The following is a 22,190-nucleotide window of genomic DNA, read 5'->3' as shown; positions in this document are numbered from 1 at the left end:
CGCTTGTGGATGGCGAACCATCGAAATGCTTGATATTGACTACTTTGCTAAACACTTTAGTTTCGTTTGATTGGCGACCAAGAAAATAGATATCCATTCCCTTTAGGTTACCGCCTGCCAAAATCGAAACATTAAGAGAATAGTTAGTGTTTCGTTTCACTGGGAATCTCAGCGTAGCGCTTGGCGTTGTTGTTGTTGTTGTTGCTAACAAAAACATTGGTTTCGAGCCATTGTAATAGAGTGAATGACTTGAAACAGATAAATTTGAGTTAGGTTGTGATGCTTCCCAATAGCCCCAACCATCCAAATTATCCGGAAAGGCTGAGTTAGTTATTAGGTTTTCGCCACCAACCGAAACACTGCCGGTCATATCGTTCCATGAGTAATCGGCTGGGTTGGTGCTGTCTGTTTTGTCAAAGTTAGTACATACACCCAAATAACGCTTGTTCCCGTCTTGTGTCAAACTGAAACCGTTTCGACCATCAGCGCTATCCGCATAAGCAAAATGAACGTAAGGCGTTCTTCCGTCTGCTCCAGCTTTCCCCGGAATACCATCCCGTCCATCGCTACCCTTCCATTTGCTCCAGCGGTAGTCTTGCGGGTTTCGGCTATCTGTAGCGTTGAAATCTTGGTACATACCAATAAATGCCTTGTTGGTGTCGGTTTGGCTGAAACCACTACCAGACACGGTATCGGCGTAGGCAATGTGGGTGTACTGTGTTTTACCATCAACACCTTTGACACCGGGTATACCTTGGTCGCCCTTTGGACCTTGCAAACCTTGTGGACCGGTTAAACCTTGTGGCCCTGGCAAACCTCTATCGCCTTTTTCTCCTCTATCACCTTTAGCACCAGTATCACCCTTCGGGCCTTGCTCACCGATTTTAGAAACCGAGTAGCCCGTTTCGTTCGTGTTATCGGTATAACTCCAAACGGTTTTCGTCCAGAGGTACTGCCCAGCCGGTACGTTAGGCACTTGACTAGTCCAACCAGTCGTTGGTGCTACTGTGCCTGATGTTCCTTGTGCGTAGGTGATTGTGGTGCTACGAATACCGACACCATCTTTACCAGCGATACCATTATTCCCATCGTTACCATCTCTAGCAACGTAGGTTTTTTGGTATCCCGTTTCAGTAGTGTTATCCGTGTAAGTCCAGACTGTCTTAGTCCAAAACCATTGCCCCTTAACTAATGCCGGTGGGTTTTGATACCATGCCGTAGGTGGCACGGTTTCGGCTGCAGATAGACCATAGAGAACACTGGTATTTCTAATACCGATACCATTTTTACCGGGTAAACCATCGTTACCACGGTCGCCCTTTGGTCCTTGTTCGCCCATCTTAGCGACTGAAAAACCTTGCTCGCTCGTACCGTCTGAATAGAACCATGTCGTTCTAGTCCATAGGTATTCGCCGGGGTTAACTGTTGGGATGTCTGGAGACCATGTACCGTCTTCAAATACGATGTTTTTAATCCAAATTGAATTGTCTGTCGTATAGGTATTGACACGAATTTCATAATCACCGGTTGGGCGGTTGTGCGTGTATCTCGTACCGTTAGCCGTGTTATCGTCCGAAATAATTGCCCATGTACTAAAACTTGGATTGATAATCCAGATTGTAGCGTTGTTATTGCTTGCACTCACATCGTGCTGATTGGTAAACGCTCCATTAGTTTCAGCGGATAAGATATAAGTCTTACCTTGTTCTAATCGGACACGTTGGCCGGTCATGATGAGGTTGTCAGTCGATGAATTAGATGGTTGGTATTTATCACTAATTGCTGCGATTACGCTACCGGACGGTTTATTGACACCGTCCGTTGATTTCGCATAACGTAGCGTAGTGTTTACTAACCCCACGCCATCTTTTCCGGGAAGACCATCGTCACCTTTAGAGCCGTTCTGTGGTATGTATGTTTTTTGATATCCAGTCTCACTAGATAAATCCGTATACATCCACTGTGTCTTAGTCCATAAGTATTTACCTTTGACCAAAATAGGTGGGTTTGAAGTCCAGCTTGTAGGCATTACAGTGTCACTGTCACTCATGCCGTAAGTGATAGTGGTAGTTTTTAAGCCAACACCGTTTTTTCCGGGAATACCATCGTTACCTCTATCGCCTTTAGGGCCTTGGTCGCCTTTGTCTCCTTTTGGTCCGGGAGTACCATTCCTACCGTCCGAGACATTTAAAAAAGTAACTTCTTCTGAAGCTACTTCTTTATTATCTACCCACGCCGAAACAGTTAAGGCGGTTGGTTGGGTAATCTGTGATGCCACCATGTCGTAGGTCATCCCCACATATTTTATGACACCGTCAATTACGAAACGCCACGTTGCGTTAACAGTCTTATCGCCTTGTCTCAAAGCTGGTCGAACAGTCGAGCGACCAACGCCGTTTTTAAACGCCGTTCCGTTTGTGGTCGTGATCTCGACACGATACGGTAGAGATTTAGAAACAATCTCATCAATGCGTTGTTGTAAACTACCAGACGGTTTATTGTCCAGCTTTCTGAAGTTGGTAAACACCACTGAGTTATTAAGTGGCATATCAAAACTGATTACCATTTCAGACACACGAGCCTCAAGGGCTAACCCACCTCTGAAATTATTATTAATAATCTTAACAGTGTCGCCTAAATTAATATCCTTGTAGTTTTCAATAAAGCTAGATTGAATATCAACGGTGTAGGTCAATAGCGGGTAAGCGTACTGCTTGATGGTACGCAAGGCGTAACCTTTTAAAGCATTGACATCCTTGTATTCGGTTTCAAAGTCCTTACGTGTCCATCTATCCGTATCACTATCTTTCAGTGTAGACGGGTATTTCTCCATAGACAGCGGTGCATAGACCATCGGACTACCTTTTCTAGAGTAAAACTCTACTTGCCCACGCTCGTTTTTTTCTTCAAACTCAACGCTCTCAAGATTAGTTCCCTCTTGTCCAACGAAATACCCAGCGTTAAATAGTTGGGTCTTGTCGCTAGCGACTTGAACACCTTTTAGCCCGTTTTGGTAGTAGAGAACAACATCCCCTCGAACCTTGCCGATACCGTGGTGATTATCGTCTGGTTGCTGGTAGATGTCAACGACAAACTTCTTCAAAGTGCCATCTCGGTTTAATTCGGTACGGAAAATAAACTCCGCATCAAATTGATTCATCAAGCTATGAAGTTGTTCTAACTTAGTACCACTTTGGGAATCGAACGTGATAGTTCTTGTTTTATCAGCAATTTCATTCAAGCCAATTTCAAGGCCAGCGTTTCCTAATAAGTCTAGTTCTTTTAAATACCAAGCGATATTCTGTGGCTTATCTGCCTTACGAGACTGTGCGGATTCCATAGCTAACTCAAGATTGGTATTGTTACAAGTAACTTGGAAACTATCATCGTTTTCAACAAGCTGTGACACATAAAAAACGTGATAGGTATTATCGTAGAAAAATGACACATACATTTGATCATTGATGTAAGCTACATCCTCATGCATTTTACCATTCACAATTTTAGGGATTGTGAAATCGAATGTACTGGTTGAATACTCAAGATAAGTGTGCCATTGACTGTTAGAGTAGGGCAACATGCCCGGAACGTTATTGTTTAGGGCACAAACCTTACGCATGTTTTTGTCATGAATCCAAATTTGCATTAAACAAAACGCTCCTTCCAAGTGATTTCAATTGTTGGGTCAGTCCTTGTCCAACTAGACGTGTAGATATCGATTTCAGTTTCACCAGTGCCGATACCGAAAGGCTCTGACAGATAAGTTAATTCATTAGATGCTGGCAAGTTGTCAACAAAGGTTTTACCTTTTGCCATGTCGATTTCGAGAACAGAACCTTTTCCAAAACGGTTAGGGATATCCTCGGTAGCACTGACAAAATCTTTGCGGTAACAAAATTTATCGACATACATGTGAGTTACAAGTGGGCTTTGACCTACACCAGATAACAAAATACTAACTTTGGCAGACTTACGTCCTTTTAAAATAGGTACTTTATATTTTAAATAAGAACCCCACCAGTAGAAAATTAATTCGTCATCCCTACGTGCCATATCAGACCACCCACGTTGAGCGTTGAACGGGTTGTGTTCATCTAAATGCGTCCCCAAAAAATGCCTACTGTCGATGATTTGGTAACTGCCTTTGCCATCGGTAGTCATGATGTTGTAATCACAACCTAGACCATTTTCTTTTTTCTTGGACTCTACACCGTAAAGAAAATGACCTTGATCATCGGAAACACAAATTTTAAGATACCCATATTGGCTAGGCAAACCTAACCAAAAAACTTGTCTCCACCAAATATAGTCATTTAGTGAACCTCTTTCACCGTTTGAATCCGCTGGAATATCCCAAGAAATCGAGCCACCTTGAAGAAACTTACTTCCATTTCCTCTTGAAGTCAATGCGATATTTGGGCGGTTAAACACATCAACAATCCCAAGCGTTCCGTTTAAATCAGCACTATCGTCATTGAAAATACCGTTGTTTTTTGAACCGGTTGAAAAGCCTTTTCGAATGCCGTTTTCATCTCGATAATCTAGCAATATTTCCGACCGCTTAACGTTTTGTGTATCAGCTTCATTAGGATTACCAATCTCGTAGCTTTCGCTAGAAGATTTCACAATCCCAACCCAGCCATTATCTGAGTTGAATTTCAGCTTAATGTCTGGGTAAGTTTCAGCCGTACCAAAGTTTTTCAACGTAGCCTTGTAGTGGCCAGTCGAAACCTTTTTAATACTGCCGTACTTGGTTTCACCATCGCTACTTACCAAGGCTTGTGCCTTATTCTCGCCGTAGCTTTTCGGAACATCGAACGTAACCGTTACCGTTGCGGTAATCGGTGCGGTGTTCTTATCCACGGTAAGCGACGCTTGACCAGACGGGATAGCTTCCCAAACCTTGTTAGGCTCATCGCCAAAAATCAAAGGTTTGGGCTTATCTACGTTGAGATAACCACCCAGCGTTTCAGCTACACTATTAAAATAGTCGTAGTTACCGACTAGGGTAAACGATACTTGAATCTGTTTGACTGACAAGGTGCTGTATAGGAATTGCTGACCATAACGCCTACGCCCTTGGTCTTGATAGTTGTTGTTGAAGTTAGATGCCACGTTCTTAGTGACATCCACTGGAACGGTACGTCCTTGTCCCTCATTGAATAATTCGGTTAAGTTCTTACCGTCATAAGTTACTGACATTCCTATCAAATAATGCTACCTCCTAGCAACGCTTGTCTGCGTTCATAATCGTTTGTTGCTTTTGTCATAAAGGGTGCTAACCCGTTTGACACACTTCTACCATCGATAACATTTCTGATTTCGATTGGGTTAGAGCCATTGGTTACTAACTGACTTAGCAATCCAATCATGACATCTAATTTATCTTCAAGGGCAGAAACACGCTCACGGTCTGAAGTGTTATCGTGATTGCCTTGTGGGGCATCACCGGCAAAACGTGCCACTGCTTCAGTAAGTAACTGCCACGCTCTACCTCGTTTAGCGATATCCGTTGGAATAACATATTCTGGCATATCGCCTTCAGCTAATTCATAAACACCGTTTTTGTGGACTAGACCACCGTTAGCGTAGCCATAGGCTGCGACACGGTTAAAGGCTGCATCCGATGTACCATAACGATGCTTGATGTAGTTGATCGCAGCAAGCAAGTTATCATAACCATTACGGATGTTGTTGTGTCCTGGGTGTTTGTATGCGTTAAATGTTGGGCCAATGGTCTGCATCAAACCAATAGATGGTGTACCAGCTCTAGCATTACTATCCCAATTGTTTTGGACGTTAGGATCACCACCAGACTCACGCTGGATGGTTGCCAAAATCTTAGATACACGGAAATCAGTCGGTTCGATGTCGTTTGCTTTCAACGCTCGAACAACCGAATCACGCCAACGTGAAACGCCTGTACCTTGAGGGCCATCTTCACCGCCCCCAGCAGGACTTAACAACGGACCGAGGGTTTTCTTAATCCAGTCAAACATGCCACCAACCTGACGTTTAATCAACGTTTGAAGTGGGTTGTTTCGGTCTTTAAGTGGTTTACTATTGTCTTCACCACCACCACCGCTATCACGCACCCCGAAATCAAGGAAGGTAGCAGCGTTAGAGATGTGACGGCCAGCGTATTGGTGATACTGACCGTTCCCACCGTAGTTGTATTCTTCACCATCGTAAGTGTCGCCATGCACTGCCGTTACAAAGTCAACGTGGTTACTTGATACTGGACCACCAGTGTAGACGGCTACCGTACCCGGTTTAGGTCTACTTAAGTGTGGCACGCTGGCAGATATCCACTGGTTACCATTACCGAGGTGACTAAATAGACTAGGTTTAACACCAAGATTTGCCAAACGACTGGCAACGAATGATACACACTCGCGATAGAAATAGCCCCAAGGGTCAGCACCAGCGTCTTTTGCCTTGTCTTTGAAACGGTAGTCATCACCTTTAGCCCCCATTGCCACCGTGCCTTCATCCATTGAAGCGTTAGCCATAGACCAAAGTTCTTTCCACCAGTTCTTAGCTTCTTCCACCGGTTTCTTATACAATGCATTACCAAGTGGGTTAAACATACCAGCCAATTTATCAGCGTTAGGGCTGAATTTCTTAGCCAATGATCCCACTGGGTCTTTAACCACATCGCCGACAAATTCAATCATTTTCATAAATTTGTCAACACCGTTCTTCATAGTGTCCCAAACTGAGCCCGCAACGTTGGTAGCCGTATCCCAGATTTTAGACCAGAAACCAGTCCCCTTTGCAAAGGCTCCACGTTCAACACCCATGAGCATAGCCAATTCACTAGCATTGATGACTTCCGAACCGGCTGGCAAGAGGTATTCAACGTTTCGCCCTTGTGGCAAGAATGACTTACCATTAGGCAAGATTACCATTTCTTGGTTGTTCGTTTCTGGGCTATCGTAGCCGTCATTGAGGGTAGCTAGTGTAGGTTTGGTGATTGGGTTTCGGTATGAGCTAAACATACCGGTACCGCCGGCAAACTTAACTTTCGGAATTTTAGAGATAGCTTCTTTACTACCACCGAAATCAGAAATCAGTTTGTTAATACCGTCAATACCAGCGTTTGGCAAGGCAATGACAGCGTTGATACCATCACCAGCAAGTTTCTTCATGCCATCCCACATCTCGCCAAAGCCTTTTTTAACGTTATCCCACGTATCTTTGAAGAACTTAGCGATATTGGTCAATGCGTCGGTGATTAGCTTGGTAATGTTAACACCGAATTTTTCTTGCGTTAACGCTCCGATTTCATCCCATTTTTTAGACAGGAATTTTTTAGAGTTCTCCCAGCCGTCAAACCAATTCTTATTGATGCCTTTGTGGTGTTTGTCGATATCTTTACCAAGGGCAGTCATGGCTTCCGTAGCATTACCCTTGATGCCTTCCCACGTTTTCGATGCGAATTTCTTAACGTTGTCCCACTTTTCGCCCCAATCTTTCTTAAGGTTACTCATGTGTTTTGCAACGCCTTTAGCCATGTCCTTAACGTGGTCCACGGTGCTATCGACGAACTTCTTAAATGGCTTGTTATGCTTGTACATCAACTCAAACCCAGCAACTACCGGATTAGAGATTACAAGCAACTTCTTAGCGGTGTTAGTAAAGGCTTTGATACCTTTTTCCCCACCAGTGAAGTATGTTTTAGTCTTTTCAAAACCTTTCTTGGTGCTCTTGGTCATTGAGTCCATCGCACCCGTCCAGGTCTTCTTCATGCCATCCCATGTCTTACCGAGCCACTTACCAGCATTAGAAAAACCATCCTTGATGTTCTTAACGATACCATCAACGAATTTCTTGAATTTCTTATTGTGCTTGTAGATTAAAGCGAAAGCCCCAGCAATTGGATTAGCGATAAATAAAAGGACCTGTTTCCAGTCCTTTTTAAAGAAATCAATGATCTTACCAAAGATTTCTTTGGTAACTTTGAAGATTTTATCAAAGGCTTTTTTAGCAGCACTGAACATGCCATCAACAAAGGCTTTGAATTTTTTGTTGTGTTTGTAAAGCAATACCAAGGCAGTGATAGCCGTGGTTACTGCAACCACAATCAAACCGATAGGGTTGGAAGCCATAGCTAAGTTCATTGCCTTTTGTGCCGCAGTCATTCCGACTGTAGCTGTTCGCCATGCGTGAATGCCTTTAACGACTGCCGTTATTCCAAGAGCGACCTTAGAACCTACAAAATAAGCAGCGAACAGAGAACCGACTGTTTTAATAGCCGTCTTATGTTTTGCAATGCCACCCAATGCTTTGGATAGCGATGTTACCGGACCTTTGGCTTTTTTACCATTCCCAGTCATGAGATTGAAAGCACCAGCGACACCTTTAATCATGTCAACGGCAGTTTCCCAAACACCGCTAGCAAAGTCTTTACCAATGCTGAAAACTGCACCTAAACTGTCTTTGGTTTCTTTGAAGAAAGCTACAATTTTAGGGGCGTTGTTAGCAATACTCTTGCTAAGGTTATCGACAAACTTATTGAGACCGTCCATTAAGCCATTAAGTTTATCTGTACCATCTCCGAGATTGAACACCTTAGAGAATGCGTCCATGATAGTGCCTAGACCTTTGGAAACATGCTCCCCTAAGTCCTTGAATTTCGTTTCAGTGTTAGGATCAGCAACCCAATTCCCAATCTGTTGCAAGAATGGGTTTTTCATTTTATCGATTGGGTCACGAAAGGCAGCGACCACCGCTGGCATACGAGACTGGATAGTCCTTTCAAGACCACCGATAGTAGTCGAGAAGTTAGCTGTCGCATCCTTGTATTTGTCTTGCAACTCAAACAAGGCTTTCTGCGCCATTTCAGCAGTGATTTTGCCATCTTTCTGCAATTCGGCATATTTCTCTTGGGTCATGTCTGTAATGCCCAATTCTTGCGCAGCTACTTCTTTAAGTTGGTTTTTCATTTCCGGAAAAACATTGATGATTGACATCATGTCTTGTCCTTGGACCTTACCATTGGCAATCATTTGAGCCCACTGGGTAGCGAAATTCTCAACGGCTGCATCGGTCTGACCAAACGCATCTTGCAATGTCAAGATAGCTTGCGTTTGTTGCTTGGTCAACTCTGTATTGTGGGTAACGGCATAGAATTTTTGGTTCATGCCGTCAACCATTTCGGTTGAGTTAGCCGCTGCTTGTGCCATTTGGTTGGTCATATCGACCATTTTCTTACCTTCTTCAGCGTTACCGGTAAGTGTTAACCAAGTGGCGTTCATGGTTTGTTGATATTTAACGTATTCAGCGCTTGATTGGGCGATTTCGTCAAACTTACCCTTGATAGCTCCCAATGCGTTTTGGAAACCGTTACTAATCAAATTAGCGGCAAACGTAGCCCCGAAGATACCTTTCAAGCGTGAGGTTTTCGTTTCAGTCTCACTGACTTCACTTCCTAAACGTTTAAAACTATCCTTTAAGCGTCCAATGAACGTACTAGAGCGTTGACTTTGTTCGATTTCATCATTCAACTTATCAGCAGCGTTTCTAGTGTGTGCTAGGCTAGTAGCCGTTTCGTCCAAACGTTGCTTTTGCTTACGGTATTCATCGCTTGTTCTTCCGGACTGTTTAGCGACACGCTCAAGCATTTCTTTTTGGGTCTCGTACTGCTTGTTTAAGTTAGTAATAGAACCCTTGTATTGCTTAAGCTGCTCTTGTCTTGCTTCGTCCTCTTTACCTTCAGCTTTTAAACGCTTGACATAAGTTTCAGACGCTTCATTTTGTGCTTTGTATTCCTTTTGAAGCTCTGCTAAACCAGATTTTTGATAATCTAGGCTATTTTTAGCTTGCCGTTGTTGATTCTCCAACGATGCCAAGCGTGTAGTAGCTTGGTCAATCTGTTGTTGGTACTTAAGGTACTGTTCAGCGGTTTCAGCGGTGCTTCCTTTAAGTTGAGACTGTTCTTGTTTCAGTTTCTCAATCTTATGTTGTTGGTTTTGAATAGCATTACCCAAACCATCATATTTAGCTTGTGCTGCCCCTAAATAGTCACCAGCACTACGCATTTGGCTTTCTTGTGCCTTCCAAGCATTAGTAGAGCTATTGACCAACTGAGTTAATCGCTTAATAGAATTGGCAGCTTGTAGTGTGTCTAAGGCGATTTCCGTGGACATTGTAGCTTGTACTTTTGCCATGTATGTATTTTCCTCCTTTCCTTAAATATTTAGAGTAAAGATGTTGGGTCAACCATTCTATCTTCTTCCTCTTTGGCATTTAAGATTTTCATTAGCTCGTAATAGTCAGTGTCGTAATACTGATCTAGCGTCCACCCAAAACCTTGGATTGATTTTTTAGCAATGATTTTTAAATCTTCAATGCGATTTTCTAAATCAAAAATCTGTTCGCCTTTAGATTTTACTCTTTTGGGTCGGTTTCACCAGTGGCGTTTTCAAGTTGTTCGTCTGTCAATCCGTACATGTAGCCCACCATTTTTTCGGCAATCTCTTGTGTGCGGACATTATCCAAATCAAGCAATTTGTCGTAGGCTTCATCATCCAAATTGAGGACAGCACGGATAAAACCAAGCATTTCTTTAAGGATTGTGAAGCTCGCTTGTGCTTGCTCTTGCGTGTCGCCTTCTTCAACGGTGTCGCTGATTTTAAGCACGGCAAGTTGATATTCGTGCATACGCAAGACATTGCGGTTGCTTGTAGCCACCTTGAAGGCTTTCTTACTGATTTCCGGGATTTGAATAGTTCTGATTTCCATTTATCTTTACTCCTTTAACAAAAATAGAGGTCAGGCCATGAGCCCGACCTCTTGCGAATTATTTAGATTATCCACCGATTCCTGGTGTACCAGCGAGAACATATCCACCGAATACTTCTTTGAACATGTTAGCTTTATCGTAGTTAGATGCACCAGTATAGTATTTCTTGTAAGGCTCACCACCGAACGCATCCGCTGACAAGGCGTTAAATGTCATGTTGTCATCTTGACGAGTTTGAGCAGTATCAGTATCTGTAGCAACGTTTTGAGTTGATTCTTGCATGATCCCATTAGCAAAACCGAAGAACACTGAGTGTTTGCGGTCAAGTGTTTCAGATTCAATTAATACCGCTGTGTGTGGTTTTTCACCGTCCATAACGTAACCACCCTTGCCGTCTGGTTTGAAACCAAGCATTTTTTGTTTGATTTCAAAGTCAAGGTTATTGAAGTCGAACGCTACTGTTGGTGATCCAGGCGCAATCATTACGTCTTGCACTGAGTTGTTCCCTGGTACTTTAGTCGCTTGACCTTCCAAGTTGGAAATGTTAGCGGTACGAGTACCGAGCATCTTAGAATCAACTTCAATTACACCGTCTGTTGATAGGCCATCAGCGCCTTTAAGTAGTTTTTGGGTTTTAGGGTCAACCAAAGCGATGCGAACCATTTTCAAACCTACAATTGCCATATAGTTATTTCTCCTTTGTTAAATTAATTTATCGAGAGCAACAAAAAAGACCGCCGTAATCTGTACCGTATCGGGGTCTATGCTATGTTCTCTCATGTCTGTAATTGAGTAGTGTTCAGATTTTAGGAATTTCAGCAATTCCATTTCAAAGACTTCGATATCAAAATCAATATCAGCCTTGTAAAAAATCTGTACTTCTACTCTATCTGTTTTTCCGAAAAAGGTATTATTCCCACTTAAATCAAGGGATGGATTGCTTTCAGTGAGCAAAACGATTGTCTTATCGGTGTTCTCTTCGAGCTCTTTAGGCAAGTTGTTTGCGTATACTTCGCTTATTTCACCAAATTCTTTGCCGTCAATTAGCTCTTTTAGTTTTACGGTTGCTAACACTTAATCACTTTCCTCCTTTTCTTCGAATGAGTTTTTCATATTCCTCTTTTTCTGCTAATAGCACCTTTCTTTGAACGGCACTATCGTTTTGGACATTGGTAACGAAATGATCAGCACGATATTTCTTGGTGCCGTCATTTAATCGTCTGGCATTTTGAGCGTGGTAATTGTTTTTCCAGCCTACGGTTGCCACACCGTTTTTTCTGCCATCCGCATTCGTGGATTGGACAGATAAACCGTCAGCCATGTGCCCATACTTCAAATGTTTTTTATTTGAGTAGTGTTTCTCCTTAGTAACCTCTTCCAGTTCCTTTTGAAACACCTTTGCGCCAGCGGTAGTAATTTTAGCTTGTTCCGCTGGTGTTAAATCACCAATGCTAGCCACTGTTTCAAGCCAGCCCTCTAGTGCTTTGTCAAGCCCTACCATAAGCTATCACCCAACTTTCTTATGCTTTCTCAAGGTCAGAAAGTCGTAGCGATTAAGCCCAAAGTTTTCATTCGGACTGACACGCACAATATCATATTGAGTGCCATTTAAAACAGCGACTTGACCTTCTACCACTTTGGCATTGTGGCGAATAACGATAACTCTTGTATCACTTTCGCCATTCTGTTGGGCCAAATACTCTTGATTGAGCGTGCGAGTGTGGGGTTTATAGTGCAGCGTAAACTGTTTCACGAATTTTGGCACACTCACACCCGTAAATTTATTAGGTGTGCTTTGGTATGTACCAAAATCAGCCTTGAAACGAAAGTCTGAGGGTAAATATCTAACTTTAGGCATTAGTCACCTCTTTCTTCACTATACGTTGCGTATAAGCCCCTTAATTGCCCGATAATGCTATTTAAAGTTAGGTTAATCGGATAAGTCACCGTGTCAGTCAAAGCTACTCTATAAGTGAAATAAGAGCTTGTGAGGGCTATTACAGCCGTGTCAAATAGAGATTCTACACTGTCAAGGTCGTAGAATTTTGGGTCATTACCGACTGCATTGATAATGTACTGTTGAGCTGATTCAATGTAAGCTGGAATGAGTGCAGTATCGTCTGTCTCATCCAGATTGAGGGTCTGCATGATAGTTTCCTTAGATACACTCATTACTTACCTCCTAATTAAGCTCCAGCAGTAAGATTAGCTTTTTGGTCAGCAATCGCTTTAAATGACGCTGGCACAAACGCTTCTTCATCCGTTTTAACAACATCGAAGCGGTCAATAACACGTACTTTAGTAGTGTCAGTTTCAAAAGCACCGCCACCGATATTAGTAGAGAGCAATGACAAGCGTTGACGGTCAAACAATGTTACTGCTTGTTTCAAGTCACCAAAGTAAAGTGGCATAGCTCCACCAGTACCGTTAGCAAGCCAGCGGTCAGAAACTTCTTTAACTGCGAAACCATCGATTGAGTAGCCAGTAGGTGATTTAACGTCACGTTCCATCAAGTAATCACCCATTGCGTTCTTAACTTTCTTAAGAGCAGTGAAGCCTGAAGTGTTAGTCAAGAAGAATGAAGTTTGTTTGATCGCTGGGTCAACTTTAGCTTCAAGGTCGATGATGTCATCCCATTTAGCCAATGTTGGTTTAGTTGGGAGTGTTGCAATAACATCCAAGATAGCCTTGTTGCGAGTAACAACTACTTTCTTAGCAATCCAACCAGACAACCAAGCAAGGATGTTTTCGGCAGAATCAGCAAGCAAGCTGTTAGTTACTGTTGAGATACCAGCATAGCGTTTGATAGCGTAGCGGATAAGAGAAAGTTTAGGATCGTCATTAGCACCGATTTGACCAGCTTCATCATCAAGTTTAGAAAGGCCAGTAATTTCAGCCCATTTTTCGTAGACACGAGAACCAGTAAGAGTAGTTACGTTTTCAACGTTTACATACTCTTGCAATGAATCGTATTGACGAACCAATGTGTTGATAGCTGTGCGAATATCTTGTGGAATAGTCAATCCAGCATCGGCACCAGTTCCGTCTGTTTTAGAATCAAGCAAATTTTGGTAACGACCACGAACGAGGTTTTTGAAGTCTTTAACAAAATTAGCTTTAACTTCTTCTTCGTTTTCAGTCAATGGTTTCTTGTCTTCTTCAGTCATGTTAGCTACTTCGCTAGCACGAGCTTCAGTATATTGTTCTTTGAACATGTCACGTTTCATTTTCGCAGTGTCACGTTCGTTTTTGATAGCTTGCAATTCTTCAGCGGTAACTGAATCATCAAGCATAGCTACGTTAAGTTTTTCATTCAAGTTTTCGACCTTGTCGCCTTGTGCAACCCAAAGGTCATGCAATTCGTTTGATGTTTTCATCAATCATCTTCCTTTCATTTTTCAAGTAAAATAGCCAATTTCTGCTCACGCAAAGTATTGGTCTTAGGTGTCGCAATCATATTCTTAAATTTAGTGATCGCTGATTTGCTTGGTAGTTGATGTACGGCGTTAGTAACCATGACTTTTTCTTCATCTTCATTGAAAAACATGATTTCATCCGCAAAACCTTTATCAACGGCAGTTTTCGCATTAAGCCATGTCTCTTTAGCCATGAGATCTAGTAATTCTGGTTGTTTAAGACCTGTCTTCATTTCATAAGCCAAAGCAATAGATTCATCAATACTATTAAGCACCGCTGATTGATGCTCTAGGTCATCGCTATTACCGACGATGCCAGTGGATGCCTTGTGAATCATGATGTGTGCTGTTGGGCTGATACGCACGGTATCGCCTGCCATAGAAATGACACTCGCAGCACTAGCCGCAAGCCCTTGCACGTTAACCACAATACGCTTGCCGCTTGCCTTTAGCATTGTATAGATTTCGCTTGCTGCGAACACATCACCACCATTAGACGCTATGTTAAGCGTGATTTCTTCGTCTTCATCGTTTGCAATGGCATCTTGTACCAGTTTTGGATAGGTACTAGACATACCAAAGTATTCGTAGAAAGCACCAGCATCATCACTTACAATATCGCCTTTAATGTCAATTTTGCCCATTTGTCTCACCTCCTTTCAATATGGTTCGGTTAGGGTTCTCACCCTTCGGCAACTCTTTAGGTAGAATTTCAGCCTGTTGCAAAATATACAAGCCTTGATTTTGTGCGAGTGTGCCACTTTTAACCATGCTATTGATACGGCTGATATAGTTAGCACCAGTCGGGTCAACCGCTGGGAAAATATCCGCATCAACATCACACGAAAGTTTTTGAGACAGTTCACTAAGAAATGGTCTTAAATAGCGTGCGACTGCTTTAGAATACACGTTCGAACTCATTTCTAGTGAAGACTGTTGGTCGCCTTGTCCACCGACAACGTTTTCTGGGATACCGTAGACCTTTGCAAATTGTCCGGTCGTCCAGTCCGCTTGCTTAAGTAGTTGGGCCACGTTGGATTTAATTTCAAGAGGTGTGAAGTCCTCTAAATCGTCCAGTACCAACGGACCGCCTTGCATTTGCTTCATTGCTTGTCGTGAACGTGAGACCTTGGTTTTGAAATCGAGCAAACCACCGCCCTTAATCTTCAAAATACCATTGGCATTGAGGGCATTTTTAAGTGAATTAAGCGTTAGCTTATCACTAGCTTTTTGAATGTCTAGTTCTCTACCTAGAGCCATCAACGGACTAACGCTTGTCAAACCACCGTCTACAGAAAGCAATCTGAAGTGTAAGATGTCGCTTTGTGGAACGTGTTGTTTTGGTGGGATGCGTGGATCATCAAATGTGATGTTGTAATAAAGACCATTCTGGTTGTCCAATCGGTTGAAAGTGACTTGAGATGGTCTCAAATACTCCCACTTCATATCACGCCCGTTGTCATTACGCCATCGATATGCAAAGGCTTCACCGCCCAATAGCATTTGAGCAAAAATAGACTGGTAGAAGTTAAAGCGGTTAGCACTGTTTGACGGATTATCCACAATGCCTTGCATTTGTTTTCGGCTAGTCGTTAGTTTAGCAGTCGCAAGGTCGTTAGATAGCTGACTGATAATAGAGAATAGGTCCGAGTTTTTTAGAGCGGTCTCGGCTGATACCCACTCGCTACCATTCAAAGTAGCTAAAAACTCTGGATCAGTGATATCAAAAAAGCCCCCTTGATTGCTCGGTGGGCTTCCGGTTGATAAATTAAATATCGGCAATTATTATCACCTCCTTTCTAGCCTTTCTTGCTAGCTAGCTCACTAATTAAACCTGCTAGTACGAATGTAATGGTCATGCTAATACCAAACCACACGTAACCGAGGTTATAAGTCGTTAAATTAAGCGAAATTGCAGCTAAAATGAACATCAAAATGTCAAAAATAGCCCAAATCGCCTTAAAAAACTTCAAAATCATGTATTAATACTCCTCCAATAGCCCACTATCTGGGTTTTTTAGCCAATTTAAAACGGCTTCTTGACTCATGTGTTCGACCTTCCACGTTGGATTGTTGGTAATAGCGTAATCTTCAAACGCATACATGCCATCATAAAACGCATCGATAAGAGCATCCACAACGTCGATTTTATAGGTGGATTTCATTTTATCGACTTGAATACCGATGTTATCCTCTTTTATTACCGCATTTATCAAGGCCTTACGCATAATCTCATCATCAAGGCGAGTGATATTACCTTCAATAAATAGCGTTTGAAGGAATTTTGTTGGATCTTTTAGTTCACTTGTACGCTGCCTAATTGGCATGAGTGGAAAGCTAGTGTTAGATTCCAAGGCTTTGATAATTTTAGAAACCATCATGGCGTCATAGCCAAAAAAGACCACATCAAGCTGATTATCCTCTACATACTCACAAAACCAACGGTACACTTCCTCTGGATTGATAAGCCCTTGTGGGTGACTTGTAATCGTGCAAAAACCCTTGGTTTCCAAGTCTCGATAGTTGACCCCGTCTTGCTCCATCTTAGCTTCTAGCGAGCCCGCTTGTTGCCAAGGAATGAAACTGTGTTGTTCAACATGCCATTTCTGACTACCTTCTTCAGTAACATAGGGATAGACGAAACCGATGGCTGTGTTATCGCTGAACATTGAAGCGTCAAGCCCAACATAAACACGCTTACCCTTGATATCAAATTCATCAACGACTGCATTTTCAATATCTGTTAGATCAAGAAAGCTATTGCTATCAGCAAGTAACCAACAATTCATGTTTTTGACTTGGAAATCAGCTAGTTTTCCCATGAGTAGCTTCTTATCACGTTCAGAAAGTAGCCCTTTCATCAGTCCATCCTTTAGTTTAGGGTGGTTAAGTAGTGGGTTACTTTTTGACCATGTTTCCGGTTTAAAAACTTCTTCCAAGTTATCTTGAGACCAGATTAGACATAACTGATCATCACCAGAACGGTCAAAATCACGTTCCATAATCTCAATCAGTTTTTTCTGCTCTTGATGGAATGGAACATCGGGTGTTTGGTAAGAGGTCGAAATCTCAATAAAACGTGAACCCTCGGTATTAACTTGTCCGGATGTAATTTTAGAGATACCTTCATCCGTTCTAAGCTCACCAACCTCATCGGCTACGGCTAACTTAAAGTGCTTACCATCAAACTTACCGGATTCAAAAGAAATAGTATGGATAGTATTAGCGTCTACGAGCGACTTAATTTCTCGTGAATACAATTGAAGTTGCGTTTCGTCTGCTAGCGACTTAAACGGCTCGTTTTCAATGATTCTCGCCATCATAGATTTAACATAAGTGAACAGCTTCATTGTTTGGTCGAAGTTTAGCGAGCTAACAAGGAAGTCTTGGTTGCTTTGCCCGATAATTTCAATCAGATAAGAGAAATTAAGGCAAATCCCAGCTATCATCGTTTTCCCTTGCGAACGGGCAATCGAGATAATGATATTCGAAAACCTTGGTACATCGTCTAAATCGAACCATGCGAATAGTTGGGCAAATATGAAATATTGCCAATCCATAGGCTCTAGCTTTTGGCTAAGATCATCAACGTTTGGCACTAATGATAGGAATTTCAAGAAACGGTTAAATGCTTCAATCGAGTAGACATAAGGAAAATCGCTATCTCCTTGTCGTTGCAAGTCTCGGAGGTGTCGGAAACATGCTAATTGGATATTGTAACCAGCGACAATCTTGCCATCTAGCACGTTAAAACAGTATTGCGTGCCATAGTCGGTATATGTTTTTTGCTCGTAAGAAAAATCGATGCTATTATAAGCACCGATTACATCTTTCGTTTTAGTTAAATCAATCTCTTGCATGTTTCACCTCCTTTATTTGAAGAATGCTGCCATTTTATCTTTCATAGATGTATTATCCGCTTGGCTTCCGGCTATTTCAGCCAATTCTGCCCGTCCTTTAGGGGTCAAGCCTAGCTGAATGCCTATTTTATTAAGGGTTTCGGCAGCGTCTTTCATCGTAGCAACGGCTGGGTTCTTTTTGAATCCCATTGATTGTTCACCTAAAATTTCACCACTTCCGGGAGACTGGATATATTTAATAATCTCGGTTTGGATACCGTTTTCTTTCACGTCCTCGTAGGCTTTCTTGTAAATCTCGTATGTCGTGCAGTAGGTTTCTACCAGAAAGGTGTCAATGCGTTCGACCTTTTCTGTTGCTTTTAAAAATGGAATGATTTTAGTCCAAACCGTCCTCGCTACTGTTCCTAAGTAGTTCGGTGGGTCAAGCGGTAGAAAACGGTCATTTTGTTTGTAAAACGGCTCACGCCTTGCCGGTGACTTATTTGCCACGCTCTCACCTCCTAAATTAAAAATAGACCCTTGTTAAAACCCTCAAAATTGGCGTGCGGTGTAAGAAAACACCTTGTGGCGGCTCTCCTTGGCACGAGAAAGGGGCGGGGGGCAATTTTAAATCGTCTCGAGGGTTATTATACCACCCTTATTCTAAAATCGTGCTATGGGCTTATTAGAGGGGTTTAACGACGTCCTCTTTTTTGCGGGCTATTAAATCTGCCCACGTTGCCACGGAAAGTCGTAGCTCGGTGTTCTGTTTTGTTCTATTTTGACCAGTACCATAGATTTCTTGTTCTAAAGTCCTCTTGGTGTTATCGCAGCTTCTGCATGTAGCTACCACGTTTGAAATTTCAGTCCTAAGTTCTGGCGCAATTTCAACGGGTGTTACGTGGTCGCCTATACGTGCGTCTGGTGTGGTCACACCCAACGCTAGACAGTACTGACACAGATAGTTGTCACGTTCTAAAGCTATCTTACGAATAGAAGACCAAATCTTTGACCGATAGAACGCATACCGCTCCTTGCTCCCATCGTCTCGGTTCCTTACTCGTGTGTTGTATCTAGTACGTGAGTATCTCTGCCTTTCTTGCGTGTATGCTGCTTCCATGTCCTTGTGTGCAGGACAGTAGTGTGCTGGTCTCTCTGTTAAGGCACGGCACCCCTCTGCCTTACATCGTCTGACCATTGGCATTGGCATACCTCCTTCCAGATAAAGTAAAAGAAGAACACTACTGTGTCCTTCTGATTCGATAATACTATATTACCACGTTGGTAGTATGATGCCGTATGAATTGGTATATACCAATGTAGATTAATCCAAATACTTCTCAGCTTGTCTTAACTTAACGTAGTATGTAGCTTTACTAAAGCCCATGCGGTCACATATCTGCCAGATATCCAGCTGGTCTATATAAACCATTTGTAGCAGGGACCTAGCGTCTATATCCCCCACGTTCGCTATCTGCCGGCGAAACTCTAGTTTCTGTTTGATAGCCTCAGCAGTAAAGCGTTCTACTTCTTCACGGGCTGTCATAAGCTCCACATAGATATCATCCTTGCCCTTACGTTTGCCCCCTTGGACCATGTCTGTTTGCATTGCACCAGCCGTTACTTTTAGTGCTTGCGATTCCAGTCGTTTGATCTGTTCTATCTGACTGTCAATGTATCTATCAAGCGCCTTGATTTGTTGCAGCCGTTCCACTGTTCTCATAAATTACATTCCTTTATGGTATAATATTATTATTAGCGTTTGAATGGTCCTAGGCATTAGTCTGGGTCTTTTTTTATTTTCTTCGGCTCAGTATTAAGAGATATGAAAAGATTGAGTTTGTGAGCCTTGTTGTCACCTCCTTTCTAGCCATCGACACCAGCAAGGTCTTTGGCTTTTTAGTAATGCAATGATATCAATAAGAAAGAGGGTTTTCACATCCTTTTTTCTTAAATTTGCTGGGTTTGTTTGGACAAGGTCTGTCAGCTTGTCCAGTGTTGAAAAAGTGTTCAAGCCACTAAAGTTAGTGTATTTTTGACAGACAATGACTGGCAAAGGAGTCGAACCCTTGACAGCCTGCGATAGATAAAATCGTTATCGGAGATATTTCTCCTTTTCAAGAATAAAGTAGTAGAATTATGGAAATTTTATCCAGTTTCCGCATTGCAGGCATAAGCCTTGAAGAATCACGCCACCAGTAATGCGTTTTAGATTTTGTGAATAATAAATAAAGGAATACCTACTTTCTATGTTTTAGATTTACTGGATTTTGGTAGCATCCACGACCAGTCACGTTTCTGCTTGATTTGAATGAAAAAAATAAAGGATTCCTCGATTCTATATTTAGATTAACTGGTAATAGCTAGCAAGGGAGTCGAACCCTCGTAAACCGTTCTAGCTACACGCCTAAGGCGTAGGCTGTATAAAGAGCTTTTCTGACCGTTGCTTTATTGCGTCCTACCTTGCCTTTAGTGCGATATTTAAGAATAATGCGATCAACCTCATTGTCCAATCTCTCGCTCCATTCATAGTTATTGAAGACATAATCAATAATCTCGCTGAATAACTCTTTCGAAAGTAGCCCTTCCATTTGGATTGCTTTCAAAGGGGTTAGGGCTGCTTTTTCCGCATAGCACACATTAAGGGCGTTTTGGGTTCTGTTAGCATTTTTCTGGTCGCACCCTTTAACCTCTCTAATATAGTTATTTAGGTTGTTAGGGTGTTCCTTGCGTAGTTCTTCCACTTCTTCTCGGAACCGCTTGAAAAGGTGTTCTGGCAGTCCTGCATTGGTTTTATCCAAGAATTGGCGCGTGGCTTTACCCCTCTTATAGTGTTTTGACAGATAACTTTTAAGGTCGTTGAAAAGCTCGTCTGAAATGATGCCTTCTAGCCTATCAACTGTTCGAGGTGAGATTCTCTGACGTTCCACGACTGCACTGTTAAACGCTTGATATATGATGCGAGCTTGTACTTCACTGCACTGCTTGACCTCTTGGAAAAACTGCTTATAGGTGCCTTTTTTGTGTGTTTTTCTTAGCGCTGCATGTTCATCGACCAACCGTTGATATAACTCAGGTGTCAGTCCGGAATATTTGTATCTCACACTCATGAGCTTACCTATCCTAAGCCTCGACGACTGGGAAATGAATTCTTCCAACTACTAACGAGCCTACACTATAGTAATATCCACCATTACCATCATTTGCCTCACACTCTGCCAATGCTATAGGATTTTGATTATGATAAATAGTGACTGTGTTCTTACTTTCTGATTCTCCCGAATCGATTTCCTCTGTTGTTACTTGTTCACCAATTTTAATATCGGTGATAATAGCGTCTAGCTTGACATCTTTGAACTCTCCGCCCGCATAGGCACAACAATCGCTTTCTGACATTTCAATAGTGACCCTTGTGCCATCTTCAAGTAACAGAAAGTTTTTATCCCATTTCACGATACGCTTGTAGAGTAACAACTCTTTAAGTTCTTCCAATGAGCCATATCTTACATTCTCCCAATCGGGCTTGTAGCCGTTTAATAGTTTGATAGTTTCTGTCATCTTAATTACCCTCTCCCTTTCAAATAGTTGGGGATATCATCCCCAACCTGCACGCTGTCGTACTGCCCCTTACTTACCAAAAACTTTCCATACGCCCCACAATCAAGCGTGTAGAGTTTCCCAACCATAGATTTTCCAGTAACCTTGCCATGTAATTCCACGGCATTATCAGCTTTATGGATAACTACTGTCTCGATAGGTCTATTAACCACTCGCAGAACAGTAGTCACGTTAATGGCTAGTGAGACTAGTAGCAGAATCGTCGCTATCGTTAGATCTTTATGTTTCATAAATACCTCGCTATTTCTTTGATGACATTCACAGTTACGCTATTCCCAGCTTGCTTGTATAGCTGGCTGTTACTATTCACCTCTTGAGCTTTGTCAAACGCCCAATCTGGGAAACCTTGTAACCTCCAGCACTCACGAGGTGTTAGCTTGCGAATGCGAAAGTCAGGAGTTACCACACCTTGACTATCACCAGTAACTAATGTGTTAGCGATGTCCTCACCAACTCGCCCTCTACGTGTTTTGGAGTTTGGATGTGCTAGGTTGACGCTATCGCCCACGGTTGCTTCAGCATATCCTTGTTTAGTTGCTTCACGGACACGGATTTTGGGTTCTAATCCGC

21 protein-coding genes are annotated in these 22,190 nt (G+C 42.3%); all 21 read right to left on the bottom strand.

The annotated features are described in order from the left end of the window. A partial coding sequence (locus HMPREF2867_RS11470) for a phage tail protein (RefSeq protein WP_218108586.1) occupies positions 1-3,646 on the bottom strand: 3,646 nt, incomplete at its 3' end. Continuing rightward, the gene (locus HMPREF2867_RS10005; RefSeq protein ID WP_083306770.1) at positions 3,646-5,202 is read right to left on the bottom strand and encodes a distal tail protein Dit; all 1,557 of its coding nucleotides are present in this window, start codon (positions 5,200-5,202) and stop codon (positions 3,646-3,648) included. The genes HMPREF2867_RS10005 and HMPREF2867_RS11470, both read right to left, overlap by 1 nt. 5 nt (positions 5,203-5,207) lie before the next feature. Then, a complete protein-coding gene (locus HMPREF2867_RS10000) occupies positions 5,208-10,172 on the bottom strand; it encodes a tape measure protein (protein WP_070577298.1) in 4,965 nt (1,654 codons plus the stop codon). Positions 10,173-10,392: 220 nt separating this feature from the next. Continuing rightward, entirely contained in the window at positions 10,393-10,746 is a 354-nt protein-coding gene (locus HMPREF2867_RS09995; RefSeq protein WP_070577297.1) for a phage tail tube assembly chaperone, read from the bottom strand. 67 nt (positions 10,747-10,813) lie between these two features. Further along, on the bottom strand, positions 10,814-11,431 hold the full coding sequence (locus HMPREF2867_RS09990) for a phage tail protein (protein ID WP_070577296.1): 618 nt from the start codon (positions 11,429-11,431) through the stop codon (positions 10,814-10,816). An 18-nt stretch (positions 11,432-11,449) separates the two neighbouring features. Continuing rightward, positions 11,450-11,821 (bottom strand): DUF806 family protein, encoded by a 372-nt coding sequence (locus tag HMPREF2867_RS09985; protein WP_070577295.1) that lies wholly within the window; start codon positions 11,819-11,821, stop codon positions 11,450-11,452. A gap of 4 nt (positions 11,822-11,825) precedes the next feature. Next, complete coding sequence (locus HMPREF2867_RS09980; protein WP_070577294.1) at positions 11,826-12,248, bottom strand: HK97 gp10 family phage protein; 423 nt, start codon at positions 12,246-12,248, stop codon at positions 11,826-11,828. A 6-nt stretch (positions 12,249-12,254) separates the two neighbouring features. Further along, positions 12,255-12,605, bottom strand: a complete 351-nt coding sequence (locus tag HMPREF2867_RS09975; RefSeq protein WP_070577293.1) for a phage head closure protein — start codon at positions 12,603-12,605, stop codon at positions 12,255-12,257. Next, positions 12,605-12,919: a head-tail connector protein gene (locus tag HMPREF2867_RS09970; RefSeq protein WP_070577292.1), complete on the bottom strand. Its 315-nt coding sequence runs from the start codon at positions 12,917-12,919 to the stop codon at positions 12,605-12,607. Before HMPREF2867_RS09970 ends, HMPREF2867_RS09975 begins: the two co-directional genes overlap by 1 nt. 14 nt (positions 12,920-12,933) lie before the next feature. Beyond that, positions 12,934-14,124: a phage major capsid protein gene (locus HMPREF2867_RS09965; protein WP_070577291.1), complete on the bottom strand. Its 1,191-nt coding sequence runs from the start codon at positions 14,122-14,124 to the stop codon at positions 12,934-12,936. A 14-nt stretch (positions 14,125-14,138) separates the two neighbouring features. Beyond that, a complete protein-coding gene (locus HMPREF2867_RS09960; RefSeq protein ID WP_070577290.1) occupies positions 14,139-14,807 on the bottom strand; it encodes a head maturation protease, ClpP-related in 669 nt (222 codons plus the stop codon). After that, positions 14,794-15,945 carry a phage portal protein gene (locus HMPREF2867_RS09955; protein ID WP_070577289.1) on the bottom strand — a complete coding sequence of 384 codons (1,152 nt, stop codon included), beginning with the start codon at positions 15,943-15,945 and terminating at the stop codon, positions 14,794-14,796. The genes HMPREF2867_RS09960 and HMPREF2867_RS09955 overlap by 14 nt, the downstream gene beginning before the upstream one ends. A gap of 17 nt (positions 15,946-15,962) precedes the next feature. Further along, positions 15,963-16,142, bottom strand: coding sequence for a DUF1056 family protein (locus HMPREF2867_RS09950; protein ID WP_070577288.1), 180 nt, complete (start codon positions 16,140-16,142; stop codon positions 15,963-15,965). A 3-nt stretch (positions 16,143-16,145) separates the two neighbouring features. Then, positions 16,146-18,023, bottom strand: coding sequence for a terminase large subunit (locus HMPREF2867_RS09945; protein ID WP_070577287.1), 1,878 nt, complete (start codon positions 18,021-18,023; stop codon positions 16,146-16,148). 12 nt (positions 18,024-18,035) lie between these two features. Continuing rightward, positions 18,036-18,512: a phage terminase small subunit P27 family gene (locus HMPREF2867_RS09940; protein ID WP_070577286.1), complete on the bottom strand. Its 477-nt coding sequence runs from the start codon at positions 18,510-18,512 to the stop codon at positions 18,036-18,038. Between the two features lie 175 nt (positions 18,513-18,687). Further along, entirely contained in the window at positions 18,688-19,122 is a 435-nt protein-coding gene (locus HMPREF2867_RS09935; protein WP_256263097.1) for an HNH endonuclease, read from the bottom strand. A 204-nt stretch (positions 19,123-19,326) separates the two neighbouring features. Then, the gene (locus HMPREF2867_RS09930) at positions 19,327-19,725 is read right to left on the bottom strand and encodes a DUF1492 domain-containing protein (protein ID WP_070577284.1); all 399 of its coding nucleotides are present in this window, start codon (positions 19,723-19,725) and stop codon (positions 19,327-19,329) included. A gap of 676 nt (positions 19,726-20,401) precedes the next feature. Further along, positions 20,402-21,112, bottom strand: coding sequence for a DUF1340 domain-containing protein (locus HMPREF2867_RS09925; RefSeq protein ID WP_070577283.1), 711 nt, complete (start codon positions 21,110-21,112; stop codon positions 20,402-20,404). Positions 21,113-21,125: 13 nt separating this feature from the next. Continuing rightward, positions 21,126-21,560: a DUF7448 domain-containing protein gene (locus HMPREF2867_RS09920; protein WP_070577282.1), complete on the bottom strand. Its 435-nt coding sequence runs from the start codon at positions 21,558-21,560 to the stop codon at positions 21,126-21,128. A gap of 5 nt (positions 21,561-21,565) precedes the next feature. Beyond that, positions 21,566-21,850: a DUF1372 family protein gene (locus HMPREF2867_RS09915; RefSeq protein ID WP_070577281.1), complete on the bottom strand. Its 285-nt coding sequence runs from the start codon at positions 21,848-21,850 to the stop codon at positions 21,566-21,568. Then, positions 21,847-22,190 (bottom strand): DNA cytosine methyltransferase (locus HMPREF2867_RS09910; protein ID WP_176744114.1); only part of this gene is annotated, 344 nt, incomplete at its 5' end. The genes HMPREF2867_RS09910 and HMPREF2867_RS09915, both read right to left, overlap by 4 nt.

The organism is Streptococcus sp. HMSC064H09 (assembly GCF_001812625.1).
GTDB lineage: Bacteria > Bacillota > Bacilli > Lactobacillales > Streptococcaceae > Streptococcus.
This window is presented reverse-complemented; position numbering and strand designations above follow the sequence as displayed.